Annotated in this window: 19 protein-coding genes; 7 read left to right on the top strand and 12 right to left on the bottom strand. The window is 70.6% G+C overall.

What is annotated here, in order from left to right; genetic code table 11:
* Nucleotides 1-28: 28 nt before the first annotated feature.
* The 7 genes from ACH4ZX_RS14320 (at nucleotide 29) to ACH4ZX_RS14290 (ending at nucleotide 10,034) form a co-directional block, all read left to right on the top strand.
* A complete protein-coding gene (locus tag ACH4ZX_RS14320; protein ID WP_398272003.1) occupies nucleotides 29-1,774 on the top strand; it encodes an ABC transporter substrate-binding protein in 1,746 nt (581 codons plus the stop codon).
* A 72-nt stretch (nucleotides 1,775-1,846) separates the two neighbouring features.
* Nucleotides 1,847-2,731: an ABC transporter permease gene (locus ACH4ZX_RS14315; RefSeq protein ID WP_398272139.1), complete on the top strand. Its 885-nt coding sequence runs from the start codon at nucleotides 1,847-1,849 to the stop codon at nucleotides 2,729-2,731.
* On the top strand, nucleotides 2,728-3,714 hold the full coding sequence (locus ACH4ZX_RS14310) for an ABC transporter permease (RefSeq protein ID WP_324786923.1): 987 nt from the start codon (nucleotides 2,728-2,730) through the stop codon (nucleotides 3,712-3,714). Before ACH4ZX_RS14315 ends, ACH4ZX_RS14310 begins: the two co-directional genes overlap by 4 nt.
* Nucleotides 3,715-3,716: 2 nt before the next feature.
* A complete protein-coding gene (locus tag ACH4ZX_RS14305) occupies nucleotides 3,717-4,778 on the top strand; it encodes an ABC transporter ATP-binding protein (protein WP_398272001.1) in 1,062 nt (353 codons plus the stop codon).
* On the top strand, nucleotides 4,775-5,788 hold the full coding sequence (locus ACH4ZX_RS14300) for an ABC transporter ATP-binding protein (protein ID WP_398272000.1): 1,014 nt from the start codon (nucleotides 4,775-4,777) through the stop codon (nucleotides 5,786-5,788). The genes ACH4ZX_RS14305 and ACH4ZX_RS14300 overlap by 4 nt, the downstream gene beginning before the upstream one ends.
* 254 nt (nucleotides 5,789-6,042) lie before the next feature.
* Entirely contained in the window at nucleotides 6,043-8,652 is a 2,610-nt protein-coding gene (locus ACH4ZX_RS14295; protein WP_398271998.1) for a collagenase, read from the top strand.
* A gap of 152 nt (nucleotides 8,653-8,804) precedes the next feature.
* Complete coding sequence (locus ACH4ZX_RS14290) at nucleotides 8,805-10,034, top strand: S1 family peptidase (RefSeq protein ID WP_398271997.1); 1,230 nt, start codon at nucleotides 8,805-8,807, stop codon at nucleotides 10,032-10,034.
* Between the two features lie 64 nt (nucleotides 10,035-10,098).
* Here the strand turns inward: ACH4ZX_RS14290 and ACH4ZX_RS14285 are convergent, their stop codons facing one another.
* From ACH4ZX_RS14285 to ACH4ZX_RS14230, 12 genes are all read right to left on the bottom strand, one after another.
* Nucleotides 10,099-11,073: an ornithine cyclodeaminase family protein gene (locus tag ACH4ZX_RS14285; RefSeq protein ID WP_398271995.1), complete on the bottom strand. Its 975-nt coding sequence runs from the start codon at nucleotides 11,071-11,073 to the stop codon at nucleotides 10,099-10,101.
* Complete coding sequence (locus ACH4ZX_RS14280; protein WP_398271994.1) at nucleotides 11,070-12,113, bottom strand: proline racemase family protein; 1,044 nt, start codon at nucleotides 12,111-12,113, stop codon at nucleotides 11,070-11,072. The genes ACH4ZX_RS14285 and ACH4ZX_RS14280 overlap by 4 nt, the downstream gene beginning before the upstream one ends.
* A 3-nt stretch (nucleotides 12,114-12,116) precedes the next feature.
* Nucleotides 12,117-12,830: an ABC transporter ATP-binding protein gene (locus ACH4ZX_RS14275; protein WP_398271992.1), complete on the bottom strand. Its 714-nt coding sequence runs from the start codon at nucleotides 12,828-12,830 to the stop codon at nucleotides 12,117-12,119.
* Complete coding sequence (locus ACH4ZX_RS14270) at nucleotides 12,827-13,666, bottom strand: ABC transporter ATP-binding protein (RefSeq protein ID WP_398271990.1); 840 nt, start codon at nucleotides 13,664-13,666, stop codon at nucleotides 12,827-12,829. The genes ACH4ZX_RS14275 and ACH4ZX_RS14270 overlap by 4 nt, the downstream gene beginning before the upstream one ends.
* On the bottom strand, nucleotides 13,663-14,763 hold the full coding sequence (locus tag ACH4ZX_RS14265; protein WP_398271989.1) for a branched-chain amino acid ABC transporter permease: 1,101 nt from the start codon (nucleotides 14,761-14,763) through the stop codon (nucleotides 13,663-13,665). The genes ACH4ZX_RS14270 and ACH4ZX_RS14265 overlap by 4 nt, the downstream gene beginning before the upstream one ends.
* On the bottom strand, nucleotides 14,763-15,662 hold the full coding sequence (locus ACH4ZX_RS14260; protein ID WP_398271987.1) for a branched-chain amino acid ABC transporter permease: 900 nt from the start codon (nucleotides 15,660-15,662) through the stop codon (nucleotides 14,763-14,765). The genes ACH4ZX_RS14265 and ACH4ZX_RS14260 overlap by 1 nt, the downstream gene beginning before the upstream one ends.
* Before the next feature lie 76 nt (nucleotides 15,663-15,738).
* The gene (locus tag ACH4ZX_RS14255; RefSeq protein ID WP_398271985.1) at nucleotides 15,739-16,887 is read right to left on the bottom strand and encodes a branched-chain amino acid ABC transporter substrate-binding protein; all 1,149 of its coding nucleotides are present in this window, start codon (nucleotides 16,885-16,887) and stop codon (nucleotides 15,739-15,741) included.
* A 446-nt stretch (nucleotides 16,888-17,333) separates the two neighbouring features.
* Complete coding sequence (locus ACH4ZX_RS14250; RefSeq protein WP_398271983.1) at nucleotides 17,334-18,335, bottom strand: proline racemase family protein; 1,002 nt, start codon at nucleotides 18,333-18,335, stop codon at nucleotides 17,334-17,336.
* A gap of 2 nt (nucleotides 18,336-18,337) precedes the next feature.
* On the bottom strand, nucleotides 18,338-19,234 hold the full coding sequence (locus ACH4ZX_RS14245; protein WP_398271982.1) for a dihydrodipicolinate synthase family protein: 897 nt from the start codon (nucleotides 19,232-19,234) through the stop codon (nucleotides 18,338-18,340).
* Nucleotides 19,231-20,682: an NAD(P)/FAD-dependent oxidoreductase gene (locus ACH4ZX_RS14240; RefSeq protein ID WP_398271980.1), complete on the bottom strand. Its 1,452-nt coding sequence runs from the start codon at nucleotides 20,680-20,682 to the stop codon at nucleotides 19,231-19,233. The genes ACH4ZX_RS14245 and ACH4ZX_RS14240 overlap by 4 nt, the downstream gene beginning before the upstream one ends.
* Nucleotides 20,675-20,929 (bottom strand): (2Fe-2S)-binding protein, encoded by a 255-nt coding sequence (locus tag ACH4ZX_RS14235; protein ID WP_360742835.1) that lies wholly within the window; start codon nucleotides 20,927-20,929, stop codon nucleotides 20,675-20,677. The genes ACH4ZX_RS14240 and ACH4ZX_RS14235 overlap by 8 nt, the downstream gene beginning before the upstream one ends.
* On the bottom strand, nucleotides 20,926-22,086 hold the full coding sequence (locus ACH4ZX_RS14230) for an NAD(P)/FAD-dependent oxidoreductase (protein WP_398272138.1): 1,161 nt from the start codon (nucleotides 22,084-22,086) through the stop codon (nucleotides 20,926-20,928). The genes ACH4ZX_RS14235 and ACH4ZX_RS14230 overlap by 4 nt, the downstream gene beginning before the upstream one ends.
* Nucleotides 22,087-22,136: the final 50 nt, after the last annotated feature.

The raw sequence follows: 22,136 nt of genomic DNA, 5'->3' as shown, positions 1-22,136 counted from the left end.
TTCCCGCCATCACAAGCAAGGAGTGGCTATGAGCCGTCAAACGCGTGCCCTATCCGCCTCGTTGAGCGCCTCACTCACACTGGCCCTGTTGGGCGCCTGTACGAATCAGTCGGGTGATGGCGGCTCCGACGAGCACAAGCGGCCCGGCGTCGCCACCGGAACGATCATCGGCGGCACCCCGAAGAAGGGCGGCACTCTCACCGTGCTGTCCAACCAGGACTTCGGCCACCTGGACCCGGCCCGGAACTGGGTGATGCCGACCATGGACTTCGGCAGCCGCCTGCTCTACCGCACGCTGACCACGTTCAAGGCCGCCCCCGGCAACAAGGGCAGTGAGATCGTTCCCGATCTCGCGACGGACCTCGGCAAGTCCTCCGACGGCGGCCGGACCTGGACGTTCACGCTCAAGCCCGGTCTGAAGTACGAGGACGGGACCCCGATCAGAGCCCAGGACGTCAAGTACAACGTCGAGCGCTCCTTCGCCCCGGACCTGGTCGGAGGTCCCGACTACGCCCAGCGGTACCTGGCCGGCACCGAGGGCTACACCGGGCCGCTGCGGGGCAAGCACCTGGAGTCGATCAAGACTCCCGACGACCGCACCATCGTCTTCTCGCTGCGCAGGCCGGTCGCGGAGTTCTCCTACACGGTCACGCTGCCCACCTTCTCCCCCGTGCCCGAATCGCGGGAGAAGGGAGTCCAGTACGACCTGCGGCCGTTCTCCTCCGGACCGTACAAGATCGAAAGCTATGCGCGGGGCAAGAAGCTGGTGCTGGTCCGCAACCCGCACTGGGACCCGGCCACGGACCCGGTACGCAAGGCCTACCCCGACCGGATCGTCGTACAGCAGGGTCTGAAGGGCGGTCAGATAGACGACCGCATCATCGCCGGCGAGGGCGCCGACGCCTCCGCCGTCGAGTGGTCCGACATGCAGCCGTCCAGCATCGCCAAGGTGCTGCCGCGGCCGGAGGTCAAGAAGAGGCTGTCCGCGGAGCGGACCGGCTGCACCGACATGCTCGCCCTGAACACCTCCCGCGCGCCGTTCGACAACCTGAAGCTGCGTCAGGCGATGCAGTACGCGGTCGACAAGTCGGCCCAGGTGACCGCCAGCGGCGGCCCCGCCCTCAACGACATGGCCAACGGTTACCTCCCGCCGGCCCTCACCGGCGGCCGCCGCGCCGACGGCCTCTACGGGCGGTCGACCACCGGCGACGTGGCCAAGGCCAAGAAGCTCCTCGCCGAGGGCGGCAAGCCGAACGGCTTCGCCACGACGATCACGGTGTCGACGGGCGACAAGACACGGGCCGAGGCGCTCCAGCAGAGCCTGTCCCGGGTCGGGGTGCGCCTGCAGATCCAGACCGTCGACCCGTCGGTCTACTACGACACCATCGGTGACACCAAGCACGCACCGGACATGGCGATGAGCGGCTGGTGCCCCGACTACCCGTCCGGTTCCACCTTCCTGCCCTTCGTGTTCGACGGCCGGACCATCAAGGAGAAGGGGAACCAGGGCAACGTCTCCCAGTTCCGCGACAAGGCGGTGGAGAAGCGCATGGACGAGATCGCCGCGATGTCCGACGCGGCGAGCGCCAATCAGGCCTGGATCAGCCTCGACTCCGTCATCCAGAGCAAGTCGCCGGCCGTTCCGCTGCTGTGGAAGCGCAAGCCCCTGCTGGTCGGCGACAACATCGCCGGTGCCTTCGGCCACGCCGCCTGGACCGGCCAGTTCGACTTCGCGGTGATCGGTCTGAAGGACCCGTCGAAGAGCGAGGGCTGAGGACGAGCCGTCGTGACCTTCACACTGGACACCACCGCGCAGACCGGGCCTTCGGCCCTGCTCGAGCATCCGCTGCGGGCCACGTCGCGCAAGCTGTGGGGTGACCGGGGCAGCAGGCTCGCCCTGGTCGCCGTCGCCCTGCTGGTCCTGGTCGCCCTGACCGCCCCGCTGCTCAGCCGGCTGGGCGGCTGGTCACCCACCGCCTTCGACAGCGACGCGATCGACCCCTACCTCGGGGGCATGCCCCGCGGGCCGCTCGGCGGCATCAGCGCCGAGCACTGGCTGGGCGTGGAGCCCGCCACCGGCCGCGACCTGTTGGCGCGCGTGGTGCACGGAGCCCAGGTCTCGCTGCTGATCGCGTTCGCCGCCACCGCGATCGTCGTCGTGGTGGGCACCGCCGCGGGCATCGCGGCCGGCTACTTCGGGGGCCGCGTCGACACCGTACTGAGCAGGCTCATGGACCTGACCATGTCCTTCCCCTCGCTCATCTTCATGATCGCCATGATGTCCGTGGCCCAGGACGTCAACCGGGTCCTCCTGATGACCGCCGTCATCGGTGTCTTCGGCTGGCCCGGCATCGCCCGCGTGGTGCGCGGTGAGGCCCTCACCCTGCGCCACCGCGAGTACGTCCAGGCGGCCCGCGTGGCCGGCTCGGGACCGTGGCGCATCCTCACCCGCGAGGTCCTTCCCAACATCTCCGGGCCGATCATCGCCTACACCACGCTGCTGATCCCCGGCATGATCAGCACGGAGGCGGCGCTGAGCTTCCTCGGTGTGGGCGTGCGCCCGCCGACCTCCTCCTGGGGTCAGATGATCGCCGAGGCCGTCGCCTACTACGAGACGGACCCCATGTACTTCTTCGTCCCGAGCACCTTCCTCTTCGTCGCGGTGCTGGCCTTCACGGTGCTGGGCGACGCCCTGCGCGACATCCTCGATCCCCAGGGAGGCCGCTCGTGACCGCCTACCTGCTCCGCAGATGCCTCGGCGTGGCCGGTGTGCTGCTCGCCATCTGCGCCGTCACCTTCGTCATCTTCTACCTCCTGCCCGCCGACCCGGCCGCGGCCGCCTGCGGCAAGACGTGCAGCGCGGAGCGGCTGGCGGAGGTGCGCCACCACATGGGCCTCGACCAGCCGTTGTGGCGCCAGTTCGGCGACTACGTCGTCGGCATCTTCGCCGGACGGGACCTGGGCAGCGGGCCGCACGCGCTGCACTGCGGCTTCCCCTGCCTGGGCTACTCCTACGACAACGCCCTGCCGGTGTGGGACCTGCTCATGGACCGGCTGCCGGTCTCCGCCTCGCTCGCCTTCGGGGCCGCCTGCATGTGGCTGGTGCTGGGGCTGGGCGCCGGGGTGACCGCCGCCCTGAAGAAGGGCGGACTGCTCGACCGGACGCTCATGGTCGGCGCCGTCGCCACCGCCTCGCTCCCCGTCTACTTCACCGCCGTCATGCTCATCTACGGCCTGGTCCGGGTCGGCGGGCTCCTGCCCTACCCCACCTACACCCCGCTGACCGACGACCCGCTGGGATGGGCCGCCAACCTGCTGCTGCCCTGGACCGCGCTGGCCCTGCTGTACGCCGCGATGTACGCCCGCCAGAGCCGCAGCTCCATGATCGAGGCCATGGCGCAGCCCTACATCCGCACCGCCAGGGCGAAGGGCATGCCCCAGTACACCGTGGTGGCCAAACACGGCCTGCGGTCCGCCATGATGCCGGTGCTCACCATCTTCGGCATGGACCTCGGCGCCCTGCTCGCCGGAGCCGTCATCACCGAGTCCATCTTCGGCATCCCCGGGGTGGGCCGGCTGTTCTACGACGCCCTGCAACGCTCCGACCAGCCCGTGGTCCTTGGCGTGACGCTGCTGGCCGCCTTCTTCATCGTGGCGGCGAACGTCGTCATCGACCTGCTGTACGCCGTCGTGGACCCGAGGGTGAGGAACTAGCCGTGCCGTCCAGCACCGCAACCGACGCACCACTGCTGCGCGTACACGATCTGCGCGTCCGGTTCGACACCCCGGCCGGAACCGTCCGGGCGGTCGACGGGATCTCCTTCACCGTGGAGGCCGGCCGCACCCTGGGGCTGGTCGGTGAGTCCGGCTCCGGCAAGTCGGTCACGTCGATGGCCGTCATGGGCCTGCACCGGGGAGCCCGGGTCAGCGGCTCGATCGCCCTGGCCGGACAGGAACTGCTCTCCCTGACCGACCGGGAGCTCAGCCGGCTGCGCGGCCGGCGCATGGCCATGGTCTTCCAGGACCCGCTCTCCGCCCTGCACCCCGCCTACACGGTCGGCGAGCAGATCGCCGAGGCGCACCGCCGCCACTTCGGCACCGGCCGCCGGGCGGCCCACCGGCAGGCCGTGGACATGCTCGGCGAAGTCGGCATCCCCGAACCGGCCCGCAGGGCGAGGGAGTACCCCCACCAGTTCTCCGGCGGCATGCGCCAGAGAGCCGTGATCGCCATGGCGCTGTCCTGCGAACCCGACCTGCTCATCGCCGACGAGCCCACCACGGCCCTCGACGTCACCGTGCAGGCCCAGATCCTCGAACTCATCGCCCGGCTCCAGCAGCAACGGCGGCTGGGCGTCCTGATGATCACTCACGATCTGGGGGTGGTGGCCCGCGTCGCGCACGACGTGCTCGTCATGTACGGCGGGCGCGCCGCCGAACAGGCCCCGGTCGACGACCTGTTCCGGCAGCCCGCCCATCCGTACACCCGCGGCCTGCTCGACTCGCTGCCGCGGCTGGACGACCCCGACGACGTCCCGCTGCGCGCCATCGCGGGCAGCCCGCCGTCCCTGGCCGCGCCGATACCCGGATGCGCCTTCGCCCCGCGCTGCCCCCGCAGGGCCGAAGCCGACGAGGCCGCCCGCCTGCGCTGCGCCGACGAGCGGCCCTCGGTCGCGTACTACGCCCCTGGCCGGCTGGTCGCCTGCCACCTGCCCCTGGGCGTCTCCGCACCTTCCACGCCCCGCAACGGCACCCAGATACCGGCCGAGGAGACTCGATGACCCGACCGAACGCCCCGGCCTTCGCGATACCGACCGATTCCGCGCTGCTCTCGGTACGTGATCTGACCAAGACGTTCCCCGGCCGGCGCAGACTCGGCCGTCCCTCCGCCCCGGTGCGGGCGGTCGACGGGGTGAGTCTCGACCTGGGGGCGGGCGAGACGCTGGGACTGGTCGGCGAGTCCGGATGCGGCAAGTCCACCACCGGGCGGATGCTCGTACGGCTGCTGGAGCCGACCTCGGGCGCCATCGCCTTCGACGGCCAGGACATCACGCACGTCCCGCAACGCCGGCTGAGACCGACCCGGCGGCACCTGCAAATGATCTTCCAGGATCCGTACTCGTCGCTCAACCCCCGGCAGACCGTCGCACGCATCATCTCCGAGCCGTTGCTGGTCCAGGGCACCTCCGCCCAGGCCGCACGCGACAAGGCCGCGGAACTGCTGGACCTGGTGGGCCTGAGCCCGGAGCACCTGGACCGTCACCCGCACCAGTTCTCCGGCGGCCAGGCCCAGCGCATCGGCATCGCCCGCGCCCTCGCCACCGGCCCCCGGCTCATCGTCGCCGACGAACCCGTCTCCGCGCTCGACGTCTCCGTGCAGGCGCAGATCGTCAACCTGCTGGAGCGCCTGCAGCACGAGCTCGGCCTCGCCCTGCTGTTCATCGCCCACGACCTGTCGGTCGTGAAGCGGATATGCGACCGGGTGGCGGTGATGTACCTCGGCCGCATCGTCGAGGTGGGCGACAAGCGGGACGTGTACGACACGCCGGCCCATCCGTACACCCGGGCGCTGCTGTCCGCCGTTCCGCTCCCCGACCCCGTCGCGGAGCGCCGCCGCGAACGCATCGTGCTCCTGGGTGATCCGCCGAGCCCGGCGGCGCCGCCCAGCGGCTGCGCCTTCCATCCACGGTGTCCCAAGGCACAGGAGATCTGCCGTACCCGGCGGCCCGCCCTGACGGCCGTCGGTCCCGCGTCCCGGCAGGCGGCCTGCCACTTCCCCGAGAACGGTTAGGGCCCCGTAGCAGGTCCTCACCAGGCCCTTTCGCCGACGGAGCCAACTCCGCGCCGTGGCAGGCCAATTGGCGGCCCTCGATTCCGGCGGACACCTTCCCAGGACCATGTCACGTGTGCAATGGTACATGTCACAGGTCGTGGTCATGTCAATCAGGACATCGGTCGGTGCTCCCGTCGGGTCGACGGCGCGGCCCACCCCGATCCACGAACCCGTCATCCCCCACAGGCCACCCACGCGTGGCCCGAATCCTCATGGGAGGCGTAGTGAGAAAGTCACTTGTCCGGAGAAGTCTGGGGGCGGCGCTGCCGCTGGCCCTGACCTTCGCCATGGGCGTCGGCCTGCTGGCGCAGCCGGCCAGCGCTCGGACGGAAACCCCCGTGTCCGCCGCGCACGCCGCGGCCGGAGGCGCGAAGCACTCAGGTCCGGCGCCCGTGGCACAGTCCGCCACGGCCGAGACCGAGCATGTCGGCAAGGGGCGTCTGAAGGCGTCCGAGCTGCCGCCGCTGGGAGCGAGCAAGGACGCGCTCAGGACGCCCTACGGCCGGCCCGAGAAAATGCCGGTCCGGCCCTCCATGTCGGCGAAGACGAAGGGCAAGAAGAAGGCCGGGAAGAACGGTCTCGCCGCCGCGGCCACGTGCAACGTCTCCGACTTCACCAGCCGCACCGGCAGCGCCCTGGTGACGCAGATCAAGGCGTCCACCACCGACTGCGTCAACTCGCTGTTCAGCCTGACCGGCACGAACGCCTACTACGCGTTCAACGAGTCGCAGATGGCCAGCGTCGCCTACGCCGTGCGCGACGGCTCGGCGTCCTACCCCGGCAACGGCACCACCGGCATGCCGCAGCTCGTGCTGTACCTGCGCGCCGGCTACTACGTCCACTGGTACAACGCCACCGACGTGGGCACCTACGGCACCACCCTGCAGACGGCCATCCGTGCCGGTCTGGACGCCTTCTTCGCCGGCGCGCACTCCGGCGACGTCTCCGACGCCAACGGCGAGACCCTGGCCGAGGCCGTCACCCTGATCGACAGCGCCGAGGAGAACGCCCGCTACATATACGTCCTCAAGCGGCTGCTGGCGAACTACAACTCCTCCTGGAACAGCTCCTGGTGGATGCTCAACGCGGCCAACAACGTCTACACCGTGACGTTCCGCGGCCACCAGGTGCCGGCGTTCGTCAGCGCCGTCCAGTCGGACCCCAGCCTGATCGACTCGCTGTACAACTTCGCGACCGGACACCTCTCGCTCCTGGGCACCGACCAGTCGTACCTCACGTCCAACGCCGGACGTGAACTCGGCAGGTTCCTCCAGGAGAGCGCGCTGCAGTCCAAGGTCCGTCCGCTGGCCGCCGGTCTGCTCAACTCGAGTTCGATCAAGGGCACCACCGCCCCGCTCTGGGTCGGCGTGGCCGAGATGACCGACTACTACGACAAGGCCAACTGCTCCTACTACGGCACCTGCAACCTGCAGCAGCAGCTGGCCGGCTCGGTCCTGACGGTGACGTACAACTGCAGCTCCAGCATCGTCATCAAGGCCCAGCAGATGACGTCGAGCGAGCTGTCCTGGGCCTGCAACAGCCTGCGCAACCAGGACGCCTATTTCCACAGCGTCGTCAAGGACAGCGGCCCGGTCGCGAACGACAACAACAACACCATCGAGGTCGTCGTCTTCGACTCCAGCACCGACTACCAGACGTACGCCGGCGCCATGTACGGGATCGACACCAACAACGGCGGCATGTACCTCGAGGGTGACCCGGCGGCGGCGGGCAACCAGCCCCGCTTCATCGCCTACGAGGCCGAATGGCTGCGTCCGGACTTCCAGATCTGGAACCTCAACCACGAGTACACGCACTACCTCGACGGCCGGTTCGACATGTACGGCGACTTCAACGCCAACGTCACCACGCCGACCGTCTGGTGGATCGAGGGCTTCGCGGAGTACATCTCCTACTCCTACCGCGGTGTCACCTACAACGAGGCGATGACCGAGGCGGGTCTCGGCACGTACAGCCTGCGCACCCTGTTCGACACCACGTACAGCAACGACACCACGCGGATCTACCGCTGGGGCTACCTCGCCTCCCGGTACATGCTGGAGAACCACCCCTCCGACATGGCCACCGTGCTCGGCTACTACCGCACCGGCAACTGGAGCGCCGCCCGCACCTACCTGACCAGCACCATCGGCACCCGCTACGACAGCGACTTCCGCACCTGGCTGGCCAGTTGCGCGGCGGGCAGCTGCAGTAGCGGCGGCGGTGGCGGCGGCACCAACCAGGCTCCGACCGCGGGGTTCGGCTTCTCCGTGAGCAACCTGACCGCCACCTTCACCGACCAGTCCACCGACTCCGACGGCACCATCGCGTCGCGGTCCTGGAACTTCGGTGACGGCGCGACCTCCACGGCGACCAACCCGAGCCACGCCTACAGCACGGCGGGCACCTACAGCGTCAAGCTCACCGTCACCGACGACAAGGGCGCGACCGGCACCGTCACCAAGACCGTCACCGTCGGCGGCGGCACCGTGACCGAGTGCCCCGACACCGACACGCGGGTGCTGGGCCAGAACTGCAAGCGCAGCAACCGGACCGCCACCACCGGCAACAACGACTACCTCTACCTCTACCTGCCGGCCGGTGTCTCCCAGCTGAAGATCACCACGTCCGGCGGCACCGGTGACGCCGACCTCTACTACAGCGGCAGCGGCTGGGCCACCACCACCAGCTACACCAACCGTGCGACGGGCGCGGGCAACAGCCACACCCTGACCATCACCAACCCTCCGGCCGGCTACAACTACATCACCCTCTACGCGAACCAGAGCTTCTCCGGAGTCACCGTCACCACCCAGTACTGAGGGGTCTCCCCGGTACTTCCCCCACCTCACGGCCGGGCGGCTCCCCCCGCCCGGCCGTGATCCCCCGGGCGGCGGCGGCACGGGGTAGCGCCGCCGCCCGGACTCCGGCCGCCGGAAACGGCCGGCTCCGCCTCAGCGAAGGAGGTAATCAAGTGAAAGCCTCGACCCCACGACGACGCCTTCTCTGGCCGATCCTCGCTTCTCTCACGGTCACCTGTGCCCTCGCGTCCCCCGCCGCGGGCAGCAGCGACCGCACCACGCCGCGACTGAGCACCGCGCAGCGGGCCGCTGCCACGCAACTCGCGGCGGACCAGCACCTGTCCGCACAGGAAGCACAACGACGGGTGCTCCGCCAGGACCGTCTCACCGACGTCGCCACCGCCCTGCGCACGTCCCTGGCCTCCCGCTTCGGCGGAGCCTGGATCGACCAGGAGCACGGCGGCAGACTCACCGTCGCCGTCACCCGGCCCGCGGCCGCGGCGTCCGTGCGGCAGCAGGCGGCACGGGCCCAGGCGCCCGACACCACCACCGTGGTGGTCCGCCGCAGTTGGCAGCAGCTCAACCGCATGTCGGACACGCTGGCCAGGCGCATCGCCGCGGCGAACAAGTCGGCGCCCCACGGCCTGCAGTCCGCGGTGGTGGTGCAGGACAACAAGCTGCGCCTGGACCTGCCCCGGGGCAAGGCCCTGACCGGTGCTCAGCGCTCGGTCGTGCGGTGGGCGCAGCACACCTTCGGCGACGCCCTCACCGTCAGCAGCTACGCGCACGCCTCCAAGCCGTTCTACTGCGGCGGTCAGTACTCCTGTGACCCGCCGCTGCGCTCGGGCCTGGCCATCTACGGCAGCAACGTCCGCTGCACCAGCGCCTTCATGGCCTACGACTCGTACGGCTACTACATGATGACCGCCGGCCACTGCGCGGAGGACAGCTCGTACTGGCAGGTCCCGACCTACAGCTACGGCTACCAGGGAGTCGGCAGCGTCGCCGACTACACCTTCGGCTACTACGGCGACTCCGCCGTCGTACGCATCGACGACTCCGACTGGTGGCAGCCGCGGGGCTGGGTCTACCCCTCGACCCGCATCACCGGCTGGGGCTACGACTACGTCGGGCAGTACGTCTGCAAGCAGGGCTCCACGACCGGCTACACCTGCGGGCAGATCACCGAGACCGACGCGACCGTGTCCTATCCCGACCGCACCCTGGCCGGGATGACCTGGAGCACCGCCTGCGACGCTGCCGGTGACAGCGGAAGCGGCGTCTACGACGGGTCCACCGCTCACGGCATCCTCAGCGGCGGTCCCGACAGCGGCTGCGGCATGATCCACGAGCCGGTCAGCCGGGCACTGTCGGACCGGGGGGTGACGCTGCTGGCCGGCTGAGCGCGTCGCGCGCCCGGAGACCAGCGGCTGCGGCCCGGGGCCTGTGCAAGCACAGGCCCCGGGCTCACCCGCGCCGGGACGTCCGGCACACCGGCCACGACGGAGGTAACGTCCTCCTGCCTCCCTGCCGGTACACCGCCACCGCCACCGCCAGGTCCTCCCATGCCATTCCGCTCGTCTTCACCACCAGGGGACGGTCGGCGCGGACGGTCGCCCGCGGGCCGATCCGGTCGGCGATGGTCCGCAGTGATTCCGGGTCGAGCCTGCCCTCCCGCACCGCGAGGACGACGTCTCCCGCCTCGCGGAGCGCGACTTCGCGGCTCTCGACGACGACCGTGGCGCGCCCCATGAGCGCACCGTCGAGCTCCCGTGCCGACGGCTCGTGGGAACCGACGGCGAGGACGACCGCCGAGTCGCGCACCAGAGTCCCGTCGAGGACCGGTTCACGGGCCGAGGTCGCCGCCACGATCACGTCCGCCCCGCGGACGCGACCGGCGACCGCCGCGTCGTCCGCCGTCAGATGGCGGTCCGCCCACGCCGGGACGGCACCGCCGCGACGGGTGACGGCCGTGACGTCGGCGACCGGTACGTGCGCCCGGATCGTACGCACGTGCCCCTCGCCCTGCGGGCCCGCGCCGAAGACCACCAGCCGCAGCCCGTCCGGCGAGCGGGCCGCGACGGCTCGCAGCCGGTCCAGACAGGCCGCGACCGCGACCGCGGGCGTGCGCAAGGTTGTCAGCGCGACCCCGTCGAGGATCGCGGCGCAGGTCAGCGTCTCACTGTCGTACAGGAGGTAGGTGGCATTGATCCGCCGCAGGCCCCGCGCGGGGTTGCCGGGCGCGACGGTCGCGACCTTCACCCCGAACCAGCCGCCGCTCTCCGACGGCATGAGCAGCCCCTGGCCGCCCGCGAGTTCGAGGACGACGCGAGGCACGTCGGCATCCGGGTCGAGTCCCCGGGCCAGTACGTCACGGATCGCGGCGACCGCGGCGACGGGACCGAGCGAGAAGACGTCCTGGGCGTCGAGGATCACGCTCATCGCAGCACGAACCCGGGAAGGAGAGCGTCGTGCGGATCGACGGTGAACCGGCAGGTCCCCGTCGCGTGGGCGGTGCCCGTCACCGCCGTGATCACGGCCGGCCTTCCGTGTGCCGTGGTGAGCTCCGTGATCCGTGCGCGGAAGACGGAGCCCACCACGGACTCGTGCCGCAACTCGTCACCGGGACGCAGTTCCCCGGTGCCGGCCAGCAGCGCGACCCTGGCCGACGTGCCCGAACCGCACGGGGACCGGTCCACCTGGCCGTCGGCGAACACCGTGATGTTGCGCTGGTGCAGTTGCCGGCTGCCGTCGGGCCGCGGCAGCGGAGGGCGGACCTCCTCGGTGAAAACCGTTCCGTAGATGCCGGAGAGCCGGGCGTCACCGGGGTGTTCGGCGGCCCCGGCGGCATTGAGGGCGTCGCGGATCTCGCGGCCGACCGCGACGATCTCGGCGAGGTGCTCCGGCCCGACCCGCAGGCCGGCCGCCGCGGCCGGCAGCACGGCGTACATCGCACCGCCGAAGGCGATGTCGACGGTGACCGTTCCGCGGGACGTCCCCACTGGGACGCCGCGGGCGTGGACGTGGCTCGCGACGTTCGTGAAGGTGACGTCCTCGACCAGGCCCCCGCGGGTGCGGACACTCGCCGTGACGCGTCCCGAGGGGACGTCGATCAGGACGTCGGTCGAGCCGTCGGCGGGGGCCGCCACCCTGCCCGAGGCGACGGCCCAGGCGCCGAGGGCGATCGTGCCGTGTCCGCACGCCGTCGAGAACCCGTCCTTGTGCCAGAACAGGACCCCCAGATGGGCGCCGGCGTCGTCGGGCGGTACCAGGAAGCCGCCGTACATGTCCGCGTGGCCACGGGGCTCGCCGCACAGCAGTGCGCGCACCCACTGCGCCTCGTCGCTCCGGGTCGCGAGGATCCGGCGCTCGGCGACGGTGAGCCCGTCGCCGGTCAGCGCGGCCGGGCTGTCGGGCACGATCCGGAAGGGCTCACCGCCGGTGTGCCAGTCGATCGTGTCGATCGGTGCGTTTCTCGTCATCCGTCATGCTCCCAGGTATGCCTCGACGACCTGCGGGTCGGCGCGCAACCGGTCGGCCGGCCCGGTCAGGGTGACCCGGCCCGAGTCGATGACGTACCCGCGGTGGGCGATCTTCAGCGCGGCTCTCGCGTTCTGCTCGATGAGCAGCACCGACGTGCCCGCCCGGTTGACGGTCACGATGGCGTCCATGACCTGGGCGACGATCAGCGGCGCCAGGCCCATCGACGGCTCGTCCAGCATGATCAGCCGGGGCCCGGCGACCAGTGCCCGGCCGATGGCGAGCATCTGCTGCTCGCCGCCGGAGAGGGTGCCGCCCTGCTGATGGCGGCGCTCGGCCATGCGCGGGAACAGCTCGTAGACCTGTGCGATCCGCTGGTCGATCGACGCGCCGTCGCGCACGGTGTAGCCGCCGAGCTGGAGGTTCTCGTGCACGGTCAGCCGCGAGAAGATCCGCCGGCCCTCGGGCACGTGGACGATTCCGCGTTCGACGATCGACCAGGGCGTCGCCGCGGTGATGTCCTCGCCGTAGGCCGTGACGGTTCCCGCCCGGGACCGGACCACGCCGGAGATCGTCGATACGGTCGTGGACTTGCCGGCGCCGTTGTTGCCCAGCAGGGCGACGATCTCCCCCTCGCCGACGGTGAGGTCGAGCCCCTTGAGTGCCTCCACCTTTCCGTAGCTGACCTGAAGGCCGCTGATGTCGAGGATCGTTCTCACCACTGCACCTCCGCCGTGCCGGACGGGCCCGCCTGGGCCGCGATACGTTCGGCCTCCGCGTGCGCCTCGTCGTCCTCCGCGCCGAGGTAGGCCTCGATGACCGCCGGGTTGGACCGGATCGATGCCGGTGTGCCGTCGGCGATCTCCTTGCCGTAGCTCAGTACGACGATGCGTTCGGAGACCTCCATGACCAGGCCCATGTCGTGCTCGATGAGGACCACCGCGATTCCGAGGGCGGCGATCCGCCGCAACAGGCCGAGCAGTTGCTCCTTCTCCCCGTGGTTGAGTCCGGCCGCCGGCTCGTCGAGCAGCAGCATGCGGGGCTCACGGGCCAGCGCACGGGCGATCTCGACGCGCCGCTGCTCGCCGTAGGGGAGGTTGCGGATCTGCGCGGTCCGGTCGGCTGCCATGCCGACGAAGTCGAGCCACTTGTGCGCTTCCTCGGTCGCCGCTTCCTCACTGCGCCGGTAGCGCGGCGTGTGCAGCATCGCGTCGAGGAAGTTCTGCCGGATGCGGACGTGCATGCCCGCCCGGACGTTGTCCAGCACGGTCAGGTCGCCGAAGAGCCGGAGGTTCTGGAACGTGCGCGCGATGCCGCTCGCGGCGATCACGGCCGGCCGTTTCCCGGTGATGTCGGTGCCGTCGAACGTCACCGAGCCCGCGGAAGGCCGGTAGAAGCCCGTGATGCAGTTGAACGCGCTCGTCTTGCCGGCGCCGTTCGGGCCGATGACCGAGAGCACCTCGCCGGCGTGGACGGAGAACGTCAGTCCGTCGACGGCACGTACTCCGCCGAAGGAGACCGCCATGTTCCTCACATCGAGGAGCACCTTTTTCACGACGTGCCTTCCTGTGCTCGGCGGCCGCGCCGCCCGGTTTCGCCGGTACGGGCCGGCAGCAGTCCCTGCGGCCGGAAGATCATGACGACGATCAGCAGCAGACCGAAGATGAGATAGCGCCAGTTCTCCGCCCCGCGCAGCAGCTCGGGCAGCAGCGAGATGACCACGGCGCCGACGACGACACCCGGCGTCGACCCCATGCCGCCGAGCACGACGGCCATCAGGATGAGCGCGGACCACAGGAAGTTGAAGCTCGGCGGGGAGATCGCGGTCTGGTGCGCGGCGAACAGCACGCCCGCGATACCGCCGAAGACCGCGCCGGCGATGTACGCCGCGAACTTCGCCTTGTAGGTGTGGATGCCCATGGCCTCGGCGGCGTCCTCGTCCTCGCGGACGAACCGCCAGGCCCGGCCGATCCGGCCGCGCCCGAGCCGGCTGGAGAAGAGCACGGCGACGATGACGACGGCCGCGGTGACCCAGTACAGCGTGATGTCGGAGCGCAGGCCGAAGTCGCCGAAGCCGGGGATGCCGTACAGGCCGTTCGGTCCGCCGGTGAAGTCGAGGTTGTTCGCGGTGATGCGGATGATCTCCCCGAAACCGAGGGTGACGATGGCCAGGTAGTCGCTGCGCAGCCGCAGCGTCGGCCCGCCGATGACGAGCCCGCCGACGACCGCGGCGGCCACCACGACGGGGATCGTCGCGATCAGGGGCCACCCGTAGCGTGTCGACAGCAGTCCCGCGGTGTAGGCCCCGATCGCGAAGAAGGCGGCGTATCCGAGGTCGAGCAGTCCGCAGAAGCCGACCACGATGTTCAGCCCGACCGCGAGCATCACGAAGATGAGGGCGTCCACGGCGATCTGGATGACGTAGGTACTGGAGTCGATGAACGGCAGGGCCAGCGCGATCACGGCCACGCCCAGGCCGAGCCACTTGCCGGCCAGCAGGCTCGACACGGCTTCCGCGATCGGCGCACGGTGGGACCGGGGCGTTCCGACGCCCTTGCCGGCGAGCGCGACGTTCGCGGACGCGCGCTCGTCGACGGCGTTGACGTAGGCCGAGGCCCCTTCGGCCGGGCGGAGGGTGGTCTCGTCTTTCATCACACACGCTCCGTGACGCGTTCGCCGAGCAGCCCGGTGGGGCGCACGGTCAGGAAGAGGATGAGGAAGCCGAACGCGAAGACGTCGCGCCATTCACTGCCGAGGTAGGCGACGCCGAACGATTCCAGCAGTCCGAGCACGACGGCGCCGAGCACGGCTCCGCGCAGGTTGCCGATGCCGCCGATGACCGCCGCGGTGAACGCTTTGAGCCCGATGACGAAACCCATCAGGAAGTCGATCTTCCCGTAGTAGACGCCGGCCATGACGCCTGCCGCGCCGGCCAGGGCCGAGCCGAGGAAGAAGGTGCGGGAGATGACCCGGTCGACGTTGACGCCCATGAGCAGGCATGCCTTCGGGTCCTGCGAGATGGCCCGCATGGCGCGGCCCGACCGGGTCTTCCGCACCAGGGTGTCGAGGGCGACCATGAGCACGACCGCGATCACCATCATCGCGAGCTGGGCGTAGGTGATGCGCGCGCCGCCCAGGTTCAGGGCGCCCGCGCCGACGCCGATCTGGTACACCTCCGGGTTGGCCCCGAAGGCGACCGCGATGCCGTACTCGAGCGCGAAGCTGGCTCCTACAGCGGTGATCAGCACGGACAGCCGGGGCGCGCTGCGCAGCGGGCGGTAGGCCACCCGCTCCAGGACCATGCCGAAGGTGCCGGTGGCGATCATCGCGATGATCATGACGGCGATGAGCGCGACGAGCCCGCCGCCGAGCGCGCCGGCGCCGGCGCTGAGGACGGTGAAGCCGACGAACGCGCCGAGCATGTAGACGTCGCCGTGCGCGAAGTTGAGCAGTTTGATGATCCCGTAGACCATGGAGTAGCCGAGTGCGACCAGGGCGTAGAAGGAGCCGATGAACAGGCCGCTGAGCACGAGTTGGATGAAGTGGTCCATGCGGTGTTTCCCGGTGCGTGAGGGGAAGCGGTGCCACGGGGGTGGCCGGCCGGGGTGAACCGGCCACCCCGGGGCGTCACTTGTTGAGGACGAAGCCGTCGTCCTTGACGACGAGGATGTCGAAGCCGCCCACGCTCAGCGTGTGCTGGATGGTGAACTTCAGCGGCCCGGAGAAGATCTTGAAGCCGTCCATCTGCTCGAGGGCCCGGATCACGTCGTCGCCGTCGGTGGAGCCGGCCTTCCTGACCGCCTCCGCGGCGACGCGCACCGCGTCGTACGACTGGGTCGAGTACGGTCCGGGCTCGGAGCCGAACTTCTTCTTGTACTTGTCGATCCACGACTGGCCGTCGGGGATGGTCTGAGGTGTCTGGGTCATGGTCGCGAACACGCCCTGCGCGTTCTTCCCGCCCGCGATCTTGATGAGCTTGGCGTCGACCGAGCCGTCCGCGATCATGATCCGGCCCTTGTACCCGGCGGCCTTGAGCTGCTTGATGAGCAGTCCGCCCTCCTGGTAGTACCCGGTCCAGTAGACGAAGTCCGCCTTCGATTCCATCACGGCGTTGACGGCCCCGGAGTAGTCCGACTCTCCCGCGGTGACCGACTGGTGGTCGGCGATCCTGACGCCGAGCAGCCCCAGTTCGTCCCCGGTGCGGTTGGCGATGTCGGTCGAGTACGAGGTGTTGTCGTCGAGCAGCGCGACGCGCTTGCTGCCCTGCTTCTTGATGAACTTCGACGCCGCCTCCGCCTGCTGGATGCCCGTGCCGTTGATCAGGAAGACGTTCCGCTGCTCCGGCGCCAGCAGGTCCGTGGAGTTGGCCGCCGGGATGAGCATCGGGATGTTCGCCTTGTCGAAGATGCTCAGCGTCGGCAGGGTCGCCGAGGAGCAGTAGCCGCCGACGGAGACGTCGATGCCGGCGCTGACCAGCTTGGCGGCGCCGGCGGCGGCCGTCTTCGGGTCGCACGCCTCGTCCTCGACGGTGAGGGAGAGTTTGCGGCCGTCGATCCCGCCCTTGGCGTTGATCTCGTCGACGGCGAGCTGGGCGCCGTCCTTCATGTAGGGGCCGATGGCCGCGGAACTGCCGGTCAGCGGTGTGAGCATGCCGAGCTTGATGGGGCCGGAGCTGTCCTTTCCGGAACTTTCGCCGGTGAGATCACCGCATGCAGTCAGGGTGAGCCCGAGTGCCATGGCGGCGGCCGTCAGGGTGCCGCGACGGATGAATGTCATGCCTTACTCCATCTCGCACGGTCCGTGTGCAGAGGGACCGTTCGGTGACCGAAAGTTGCTCCCGGCTGCGGCAACGCCACGCCCGACCAGGATGTGTGACATTGCACAAGGAGCTGTTGTTGGCGTCGGGAGACGGAGGCTCCCCACCCGCGCTTGCGGTGGACGCTCACCTCCGCCGTGTACTGCTGCGCCCCTCGCTGTAATGTGTGACATTGCACCGAGGGGCGCTGACGTGGGCCGAGAGTTTCGCCGGCACTCGTGGTGGGACACGCAACCCCGCCCACGGCTCTTCTTCAGGTGCCGACACCTGATGTGGTGTGTGACATTGCACAATCTAGCCGTTCGTGCCGCATCACGGGAGCCCTGTGGGTCCTCGTGATGGACACGTGACTTTCCGGCCAACTTCGCCGGTCATGCGGATGACGTGCGGACGGCGGCCGAGCCGGTCAGATCGTGAAGCCGGCCGGGTAGGGGTCGGACGGATCCAGCATGTACTGCGCGGTTCCGGTGATCCAGGCGCGTCCGGTGACGGCCGGCAGGATGCCCGGCCGGTCCCCGACCGTCGTCTCGCCGAGGACGCGCCCGACGAACCGGGAGCCGATGAACGACTCGTTGACGAAGTCCCGGCCGACCGGCAGCAGACCCCGTGCGTGCAACTGCGCCATCCGCGCACTGGTGCCCGTGCCGCACGGCGACCGGTCGAACCAGCCCGGATGGATCGCCATGGCGTGCCGGGAGTGCTCGGCGGTCGATCCGGGCGCCTCGAGATAGACGTGATGGCACACGTCGATCTCGGGGTTCTCCGGGTGCGACACCGGGTTCTGTGTGTTGATCGCGTCCATGACGGCCAGCCCGGCGTCGAGCAGCCGCTGCTTCTCCGCCCGGTCGAAGGGGATGCCGAGTTCGTCGAGGCGGACGAAGGCGTAGAAGTTGCCGCCGTAGGCGATGTCGTAGCGCACCGGTCCGTATCCCGGCACGTCGACGACCTGGTCGAGGGCGTGACTGTACGACGGGACGTTCTCCAGGGTCACCGACTCGGCGTGGCCGTCGCGGACCTGCACCCGGGCGGTGACCAGGCCGGCCGGGGTGTCGAGGCGGACCAGGGTGTACGGCTCGGTGACCTCGACCATGCCGGTCTCGACGAGGACGGTCGCCACGCCGATGGTGCCGTGCCCGCACATCGGCAGGCAGCCGGAGACCTCGATGTAGAGCACCCCGAAGTCGGCGTCCGGCCGGGTCGGGGGCTGGAGGATGGCCCCGGACATCGACGCGTGCCCGCGCGGCTCGCACATGAGCAGGGTGCGCAGGTGGTCGCGTTCGGCGAGGAACCGCTGCCGTCGTTCGAACATGGTCGCCCCGGGGAGGACGCCGACGCCGCCCGTGATCACACGGGTCGGCATTCCCTCGGTGTGCGAGTCGACGGCGTGGTAGCAGACGGTCGAACGCATCGTCAGTTGACTCCGGCGTCGATGAGGGTCTGGGTGGCGGCGCGCACGATCGCCTCCGTCTCCGGGGTGAGCGGCTGGCGGGGCGGACGGCAGCCGCCACCGCGCCGGCCGATCATCTCCTGGCCGAGCTTGATGGCCTGGATGAACTCCGTCTTGCTGTCCCACCGCAGCACCGGGTGCAGCCGGCGGTACAGGGGCAGGGCGGTGGCGAGGTCACCCGCGACCGAGGCGTTGTACAGCGCGAGGCAGGCCTGGGGGAAGACCTGCGGATAGCCGGCGACCCAGCCCTTGGCGCCGGCGATGCCGACTTCCAGCACGGTGTCGTCGGTGCCGATCATGAGGTCGAGTCCGGGGGCGAGCTCGGCGATCTCGTAGCAGCGCCGGACATCGCCGGAGAACTCCTTGACGCCCACGATGAACCCCTCGGCGTGCAACTTGGCCAGCAGTTCCGGGCGCAGGTCGACCTTGGTGTCGATGGGGTTGTTGTACGCGGTGACGGGCAGGCCGACCGACGCCACCATTTCGTAGTGCTCCAGGATCGCGCGGTCGTCGGCGCGGTAGGCGTTGGGCGGCAGGCACATGACGGCCTGGCAGCCGGCGTCCTTGGCGAACTGGGCGTGCCGCCTGGCCTCACTGCCGCCGTAGGCGCCGACGCCCGGCATCACGGTGAACCCCTCGGGCGCGTTGGCCACGGCCGTCTCCACGACGCGGTCGCGCTCCTCCCAGGTGAGGGTCTGGTACTCGCCCAGCGACCCGCTCGGCGCGACACCGTGCAGCCCCTGCTCGGCGAGCCAGGCGACGCTTTCCCCATAGGCGCCGAAGTCGACGGTGAGGTCGTCGTGGAACGGGAGGCTGGTCGCCACGATGACGCCGTGCCAGGGCTTGCGGTTGTCGGTCATCTGTACTCCTTGTCGGTTTCTTGCTGGTGTTCATCGAGGTCGGCGAGAGCACCGAGGGTGACGGGCGTCGCGACGAGTCGTTCCGCGGGCGTGTAGGCCCGCTGGTCCGGTGAGGCCAGGCAGTGCACCGCCGGTCCGCACATCCGCCCCTGGCACCAGCCCATGCCGGCCCGGGTCAGCTGCTTGACCTGCCGGTGGTCACGTGCCCCGCCGTCGGCGCAGGCGGCGCGGACCGTTCCCGCGGTCACCTCTTCGCAGCGGCACACGACGGTCTCGTCGGTCAGCCACGAGGGCCATCCCGGCGGGACCGGATGGGCGAGGGCCAGCGCCCGGGCGAAGGCGCGTTGCCGGGCCACCTTGGCGCGCAGGGCGTCCAGGGTCCGTCTGCCCGGCACGGGGCCCGCCGCGGAGTCGATGAGGACGGATCCGGCGGCCAGGCGCCCCTCGGCCACCGCGAGCGGTGCTCCGCCCACACCGCACGCCTCGCCCGCCGCGTAGAGTCCGGCGACGGTGGTGCGCTGCCCGTCGTCGACGGCGACTGCCGTGTTGCCGTCCTCGAGGTCCGCGAGCTCGCAGCCCAGGGGGATCAGCAGGTCGAGTTGCGGCGTGAAGCCCCAGCCGACGCCGACGGCATCGGCCTCGATCCGCCGTTCCGTGCCCGGCCGCGGGCTGCCGTCGGGGTCGAGGGAGGCGATGCGGACCGAGGACACCCGGTCGCCGCCGTCCGCACCGATGATCGCCGTACGCGGCCGGACGCGGACACGGTGACGCGCGAGCGTGACGGCGTACCCGGCTCCTTCCGCCCACTTGCCCGGGTTGCGCAGCAGGGCGCCCGGGTGCCGGAGCCAGGCCTGCGGACTGGCCGCCTCGCACACGGTGACCACCTCGACTCCGCGTGCCGCGAGCCCCGCGGCCACCGGCAGCAGGAACGGGCCGGTACCGCCCAGCACGACGCGGCTGCCGGCCGCGACTCCGCCGCCCTTGAGCAGTGCCTGGAGCCCGCCGACGGTGAGCACGCCCGGCAGATCCCAGCCGGGGAACGGCAGTTGCCGGTCGTAGGCACCCGTCGCCACCAGGAGCCGGGGCGCGCGCAGGGTCACGGCGGTCTCGTGCGGGGCCTGGCGCCGGTCGACGGCGTGGACCGCGAACCCGGCTTCCTCGCGGACGGCGGACCACACATGGTGCGCCAGGCGCAGGTCGAGCCGTCCCGCCGCCCGGCCCGCCGACAGCTCCCGCTCGAGAGCGCGGTACTCGCGCAGCCCGTGGTGGAGGTCCTCGGTCGCGATCGCCGGTCGCGCTTCCCGGGGCGGATGCCGCCAGAACTGCCCGCCGACGGCGGTGCCGGAGTCGACGAGCACGACGCGCAGTCCGCCGGCCGCAGCCGTGGCCGCCGCCGCCATACCGGCCGGGCCCGCGCCCACGATGATCAGGTCGCCTGTCTCACTCATCGTCGCTCTCCCCCGTCGTGACGGTCATGCCCGCCCGTGCCAGGACCAGGCAGGCGCGTTGGCCGCCCGCTCCGTCGATCGTCACGAGGCAGTCGAAGCAGACACCGATCCCGCAGAAGACGCCGCGCGGGCGCCGTCGGACGCGGGTGGTGCGCCAGGCGACCCGGCCCGCGGCCACCAGGGCCGCGGCGACGGTCTGGCCGTCGACGAACGGCAGTGGTTTTCCGTCCATGATGATCTCGTTCATCGGGGCGCTCCCGGGGAGGCGAAGAAGCGGTCGGGCAGAAAGTCGGCGTGTGCGGCCGGGTCGGCGCCGCGCCAGGGGCGGCCGAGCAGGTGGGCCGTGACGAGCGCGCCGGTCGCGGGAGCGAGACCGATCCCCGCGCCCTCGTGGCCGCACGCGTGGGTGATCCCCGGGACCCGGGGGTCGGGGCCGATGACCGGCAGGTGGTCCGGACAGTACGGCCGGAATCCGCGGTAGGCGCGGATCAGGTGGACCTTCCTCAGGAAGGGGAACAGCCGGCATGCCTGCGCGGCGAGTCCGGTGACCACGGCGGCGTTCATCGTCATGTCGAAGCCGACGCGTTCACGGCTGGCGCCGATGAGGATCGTGCCGCCCGGCGTGCCCTCGACGACAGCGGAGGTCTCCAGTCCCGCGTCGGACGAGGCGACGTTGGCGACGTAGTCGGCCGAGTAGACCTTGTGCCGGACCATGGGCGGCAGCGGTTCGGTCACCAGGACGAAGCCCCGCCGGGGCAGCACCTCGAGGGGCGCGCCGAGCCGGCGGCCGAGCTCACCGCCCCAGGTCCCGGCGGCGTTGACGACGGCATCGGCGGGCACGGTGTCACCGGCCGCCGTCCGGACACCGTCGACCCGGCCGTCGCGGTCGGTCGTCGCCGCGACGACTTCACCCGTCCGGAAGCGGGCGCCGCGTGCCATGGCGGCGCGCAGCAGTGCGGCAGCCGCGAGAACGGGCTGCACCTGGGCGTCCTCGGGGTAGTGGACGCCGCCGGGAATCCCCGGCGCGAGGTGGGGTTCCAGGTCGTGCACGTGCTCGACCGGTTCGACGCGGACGCCGGCTTCCGCCTGCCGCGCGGCGAACGCGCGCAGCGCCGCGAGGCCCTCGGCCGAGCTCGCGACGACCAGGCCGCCCTTGGGTTCGAGCTCGAAGGAGTCCCGTCCGAGCTCCTCGCCGATCTCGTCCCACAGCGTACGGCTCAGGCGGGCCAGGTCGAGTTCGGGGCCCGGTCCCTTGTCGGAGAGGAGGACGTTGCCCTCTCCCCGGCTTGTCGTCCCGCCGCCGACGGGCCCGCGGTCGACGACCGTGACGTCCATGCCCGCCGAGGCGGCGTGGAAGGCGCACGCGGCACCGATGACACCCGCGCCCACCACAACGACCTTCAGGCTCACCGGCACGCCCTCCTCCACACGACCCTCTGTGCAATGTCACATGC

Origin of the sequence: Streptomyces sp. NPDC020490, assembly GCF_044335305.1 — a bacterium.
GTDB lineage: Bacteria > Actinomycetota > Actinomycetes > Streptomycetales > Streptomycetaceae > Streptomyces.
This window is presented reverse-complemented; position numbering and strand designations above follow the sequence as displayed.

Excerpts from the sequence above, each read along its gene's own strand:
- ACH4ZX_RS14285 (WP_398271995.1), bottom strand. The coding sequence starts at position 11,073 with ATGAGCGTGATCCTCGACGCCCAGGACGTCTTCTCGCTCGGTCCCGTC.
- ACH4ZX_RS14295 (WP_398271998.1), top strand. The coding sequence starts at position 6,043 with ATGGGAGGCGTAGTGAGAAAGTCACTTGTCCGGAGAAGTCTGGGGGCG.
- ACH4ZX_RS14235 (WP_360742835.1), bottom strand. The coding sequence starts at position 20,929 with ATGAACGAGATCATCATGGACGGAAAACCACTGCCGTTCGTCGACGGC.
- ACH4ZX_RS14280 (WP_398271994.1), bottom strand. The coding sequence starts at position 12,113 with ATGACGAGAAACGCACCGATCGACACGATCGACTGGCACACCGGCGGT.
- ACH4ZX_RS14265 (WP_398271989.1), bottom strand. The coding sequence starts at position 14,763 with ATGAAAGACGAGACCACCCTCCGCCCGGCCGAAGGGGCCTCGGCCTAC.
- ACH4ZX_RS14255 (WP_398271985.1), bottom strand. The coding sequence starts at position 16,887 with ATGACATTCATCCGTCGCGGCACCCTGACGGCCGCCGCCATGGCACTC.
- ACH4ZX_RS14300 (WP_398272000.1), top strand. The coding sequence starts at position 4,775 with ATGACCCGACCGAACGCCCCGGCCTTCGCGATACCGACCGATTCCGCG.
- ACH4ZX_RS14320 (WP_398272003.1), top strand. The coding sequence starts at position 29 with ATGAGCCGTCAAACGCGTGCCCTATCCGCCTCGTTGAGCGCCTCACTC.
- ACH4ZX_RS14250 (WP_398271983.1), bottom strand. The coding sequence starts at position 18,335 with ATGCGTTCGACCGTCTGCTACCACGCCGTCGACTCGCACACCGAGGGA.
- ACH4ZX_RS14245 (WP_398271982.1), bottom strand. The coding sequence starts at position 19,234 with ATGACCGACAACCGCAAGCCCTGGCACGGCGTCATCGTGGCGACCAGC.
- ACH4ZX_RS14240 (WP_398271980.1), bottom strand. The coding sequence starts at position 20,682 with ATGAGTGAGACAGGCGACCTGATCATCGTGGGCGCGGGCCCGGCCGGT.
- ACH4ZX_RS14260 (WP_398271987.1), bottom strand. The coding sequence starts at position 15,662 with ATGGACCACTTCATCCAACTCGTGCTCAGCGGCCTGTTCATCGGCTCC.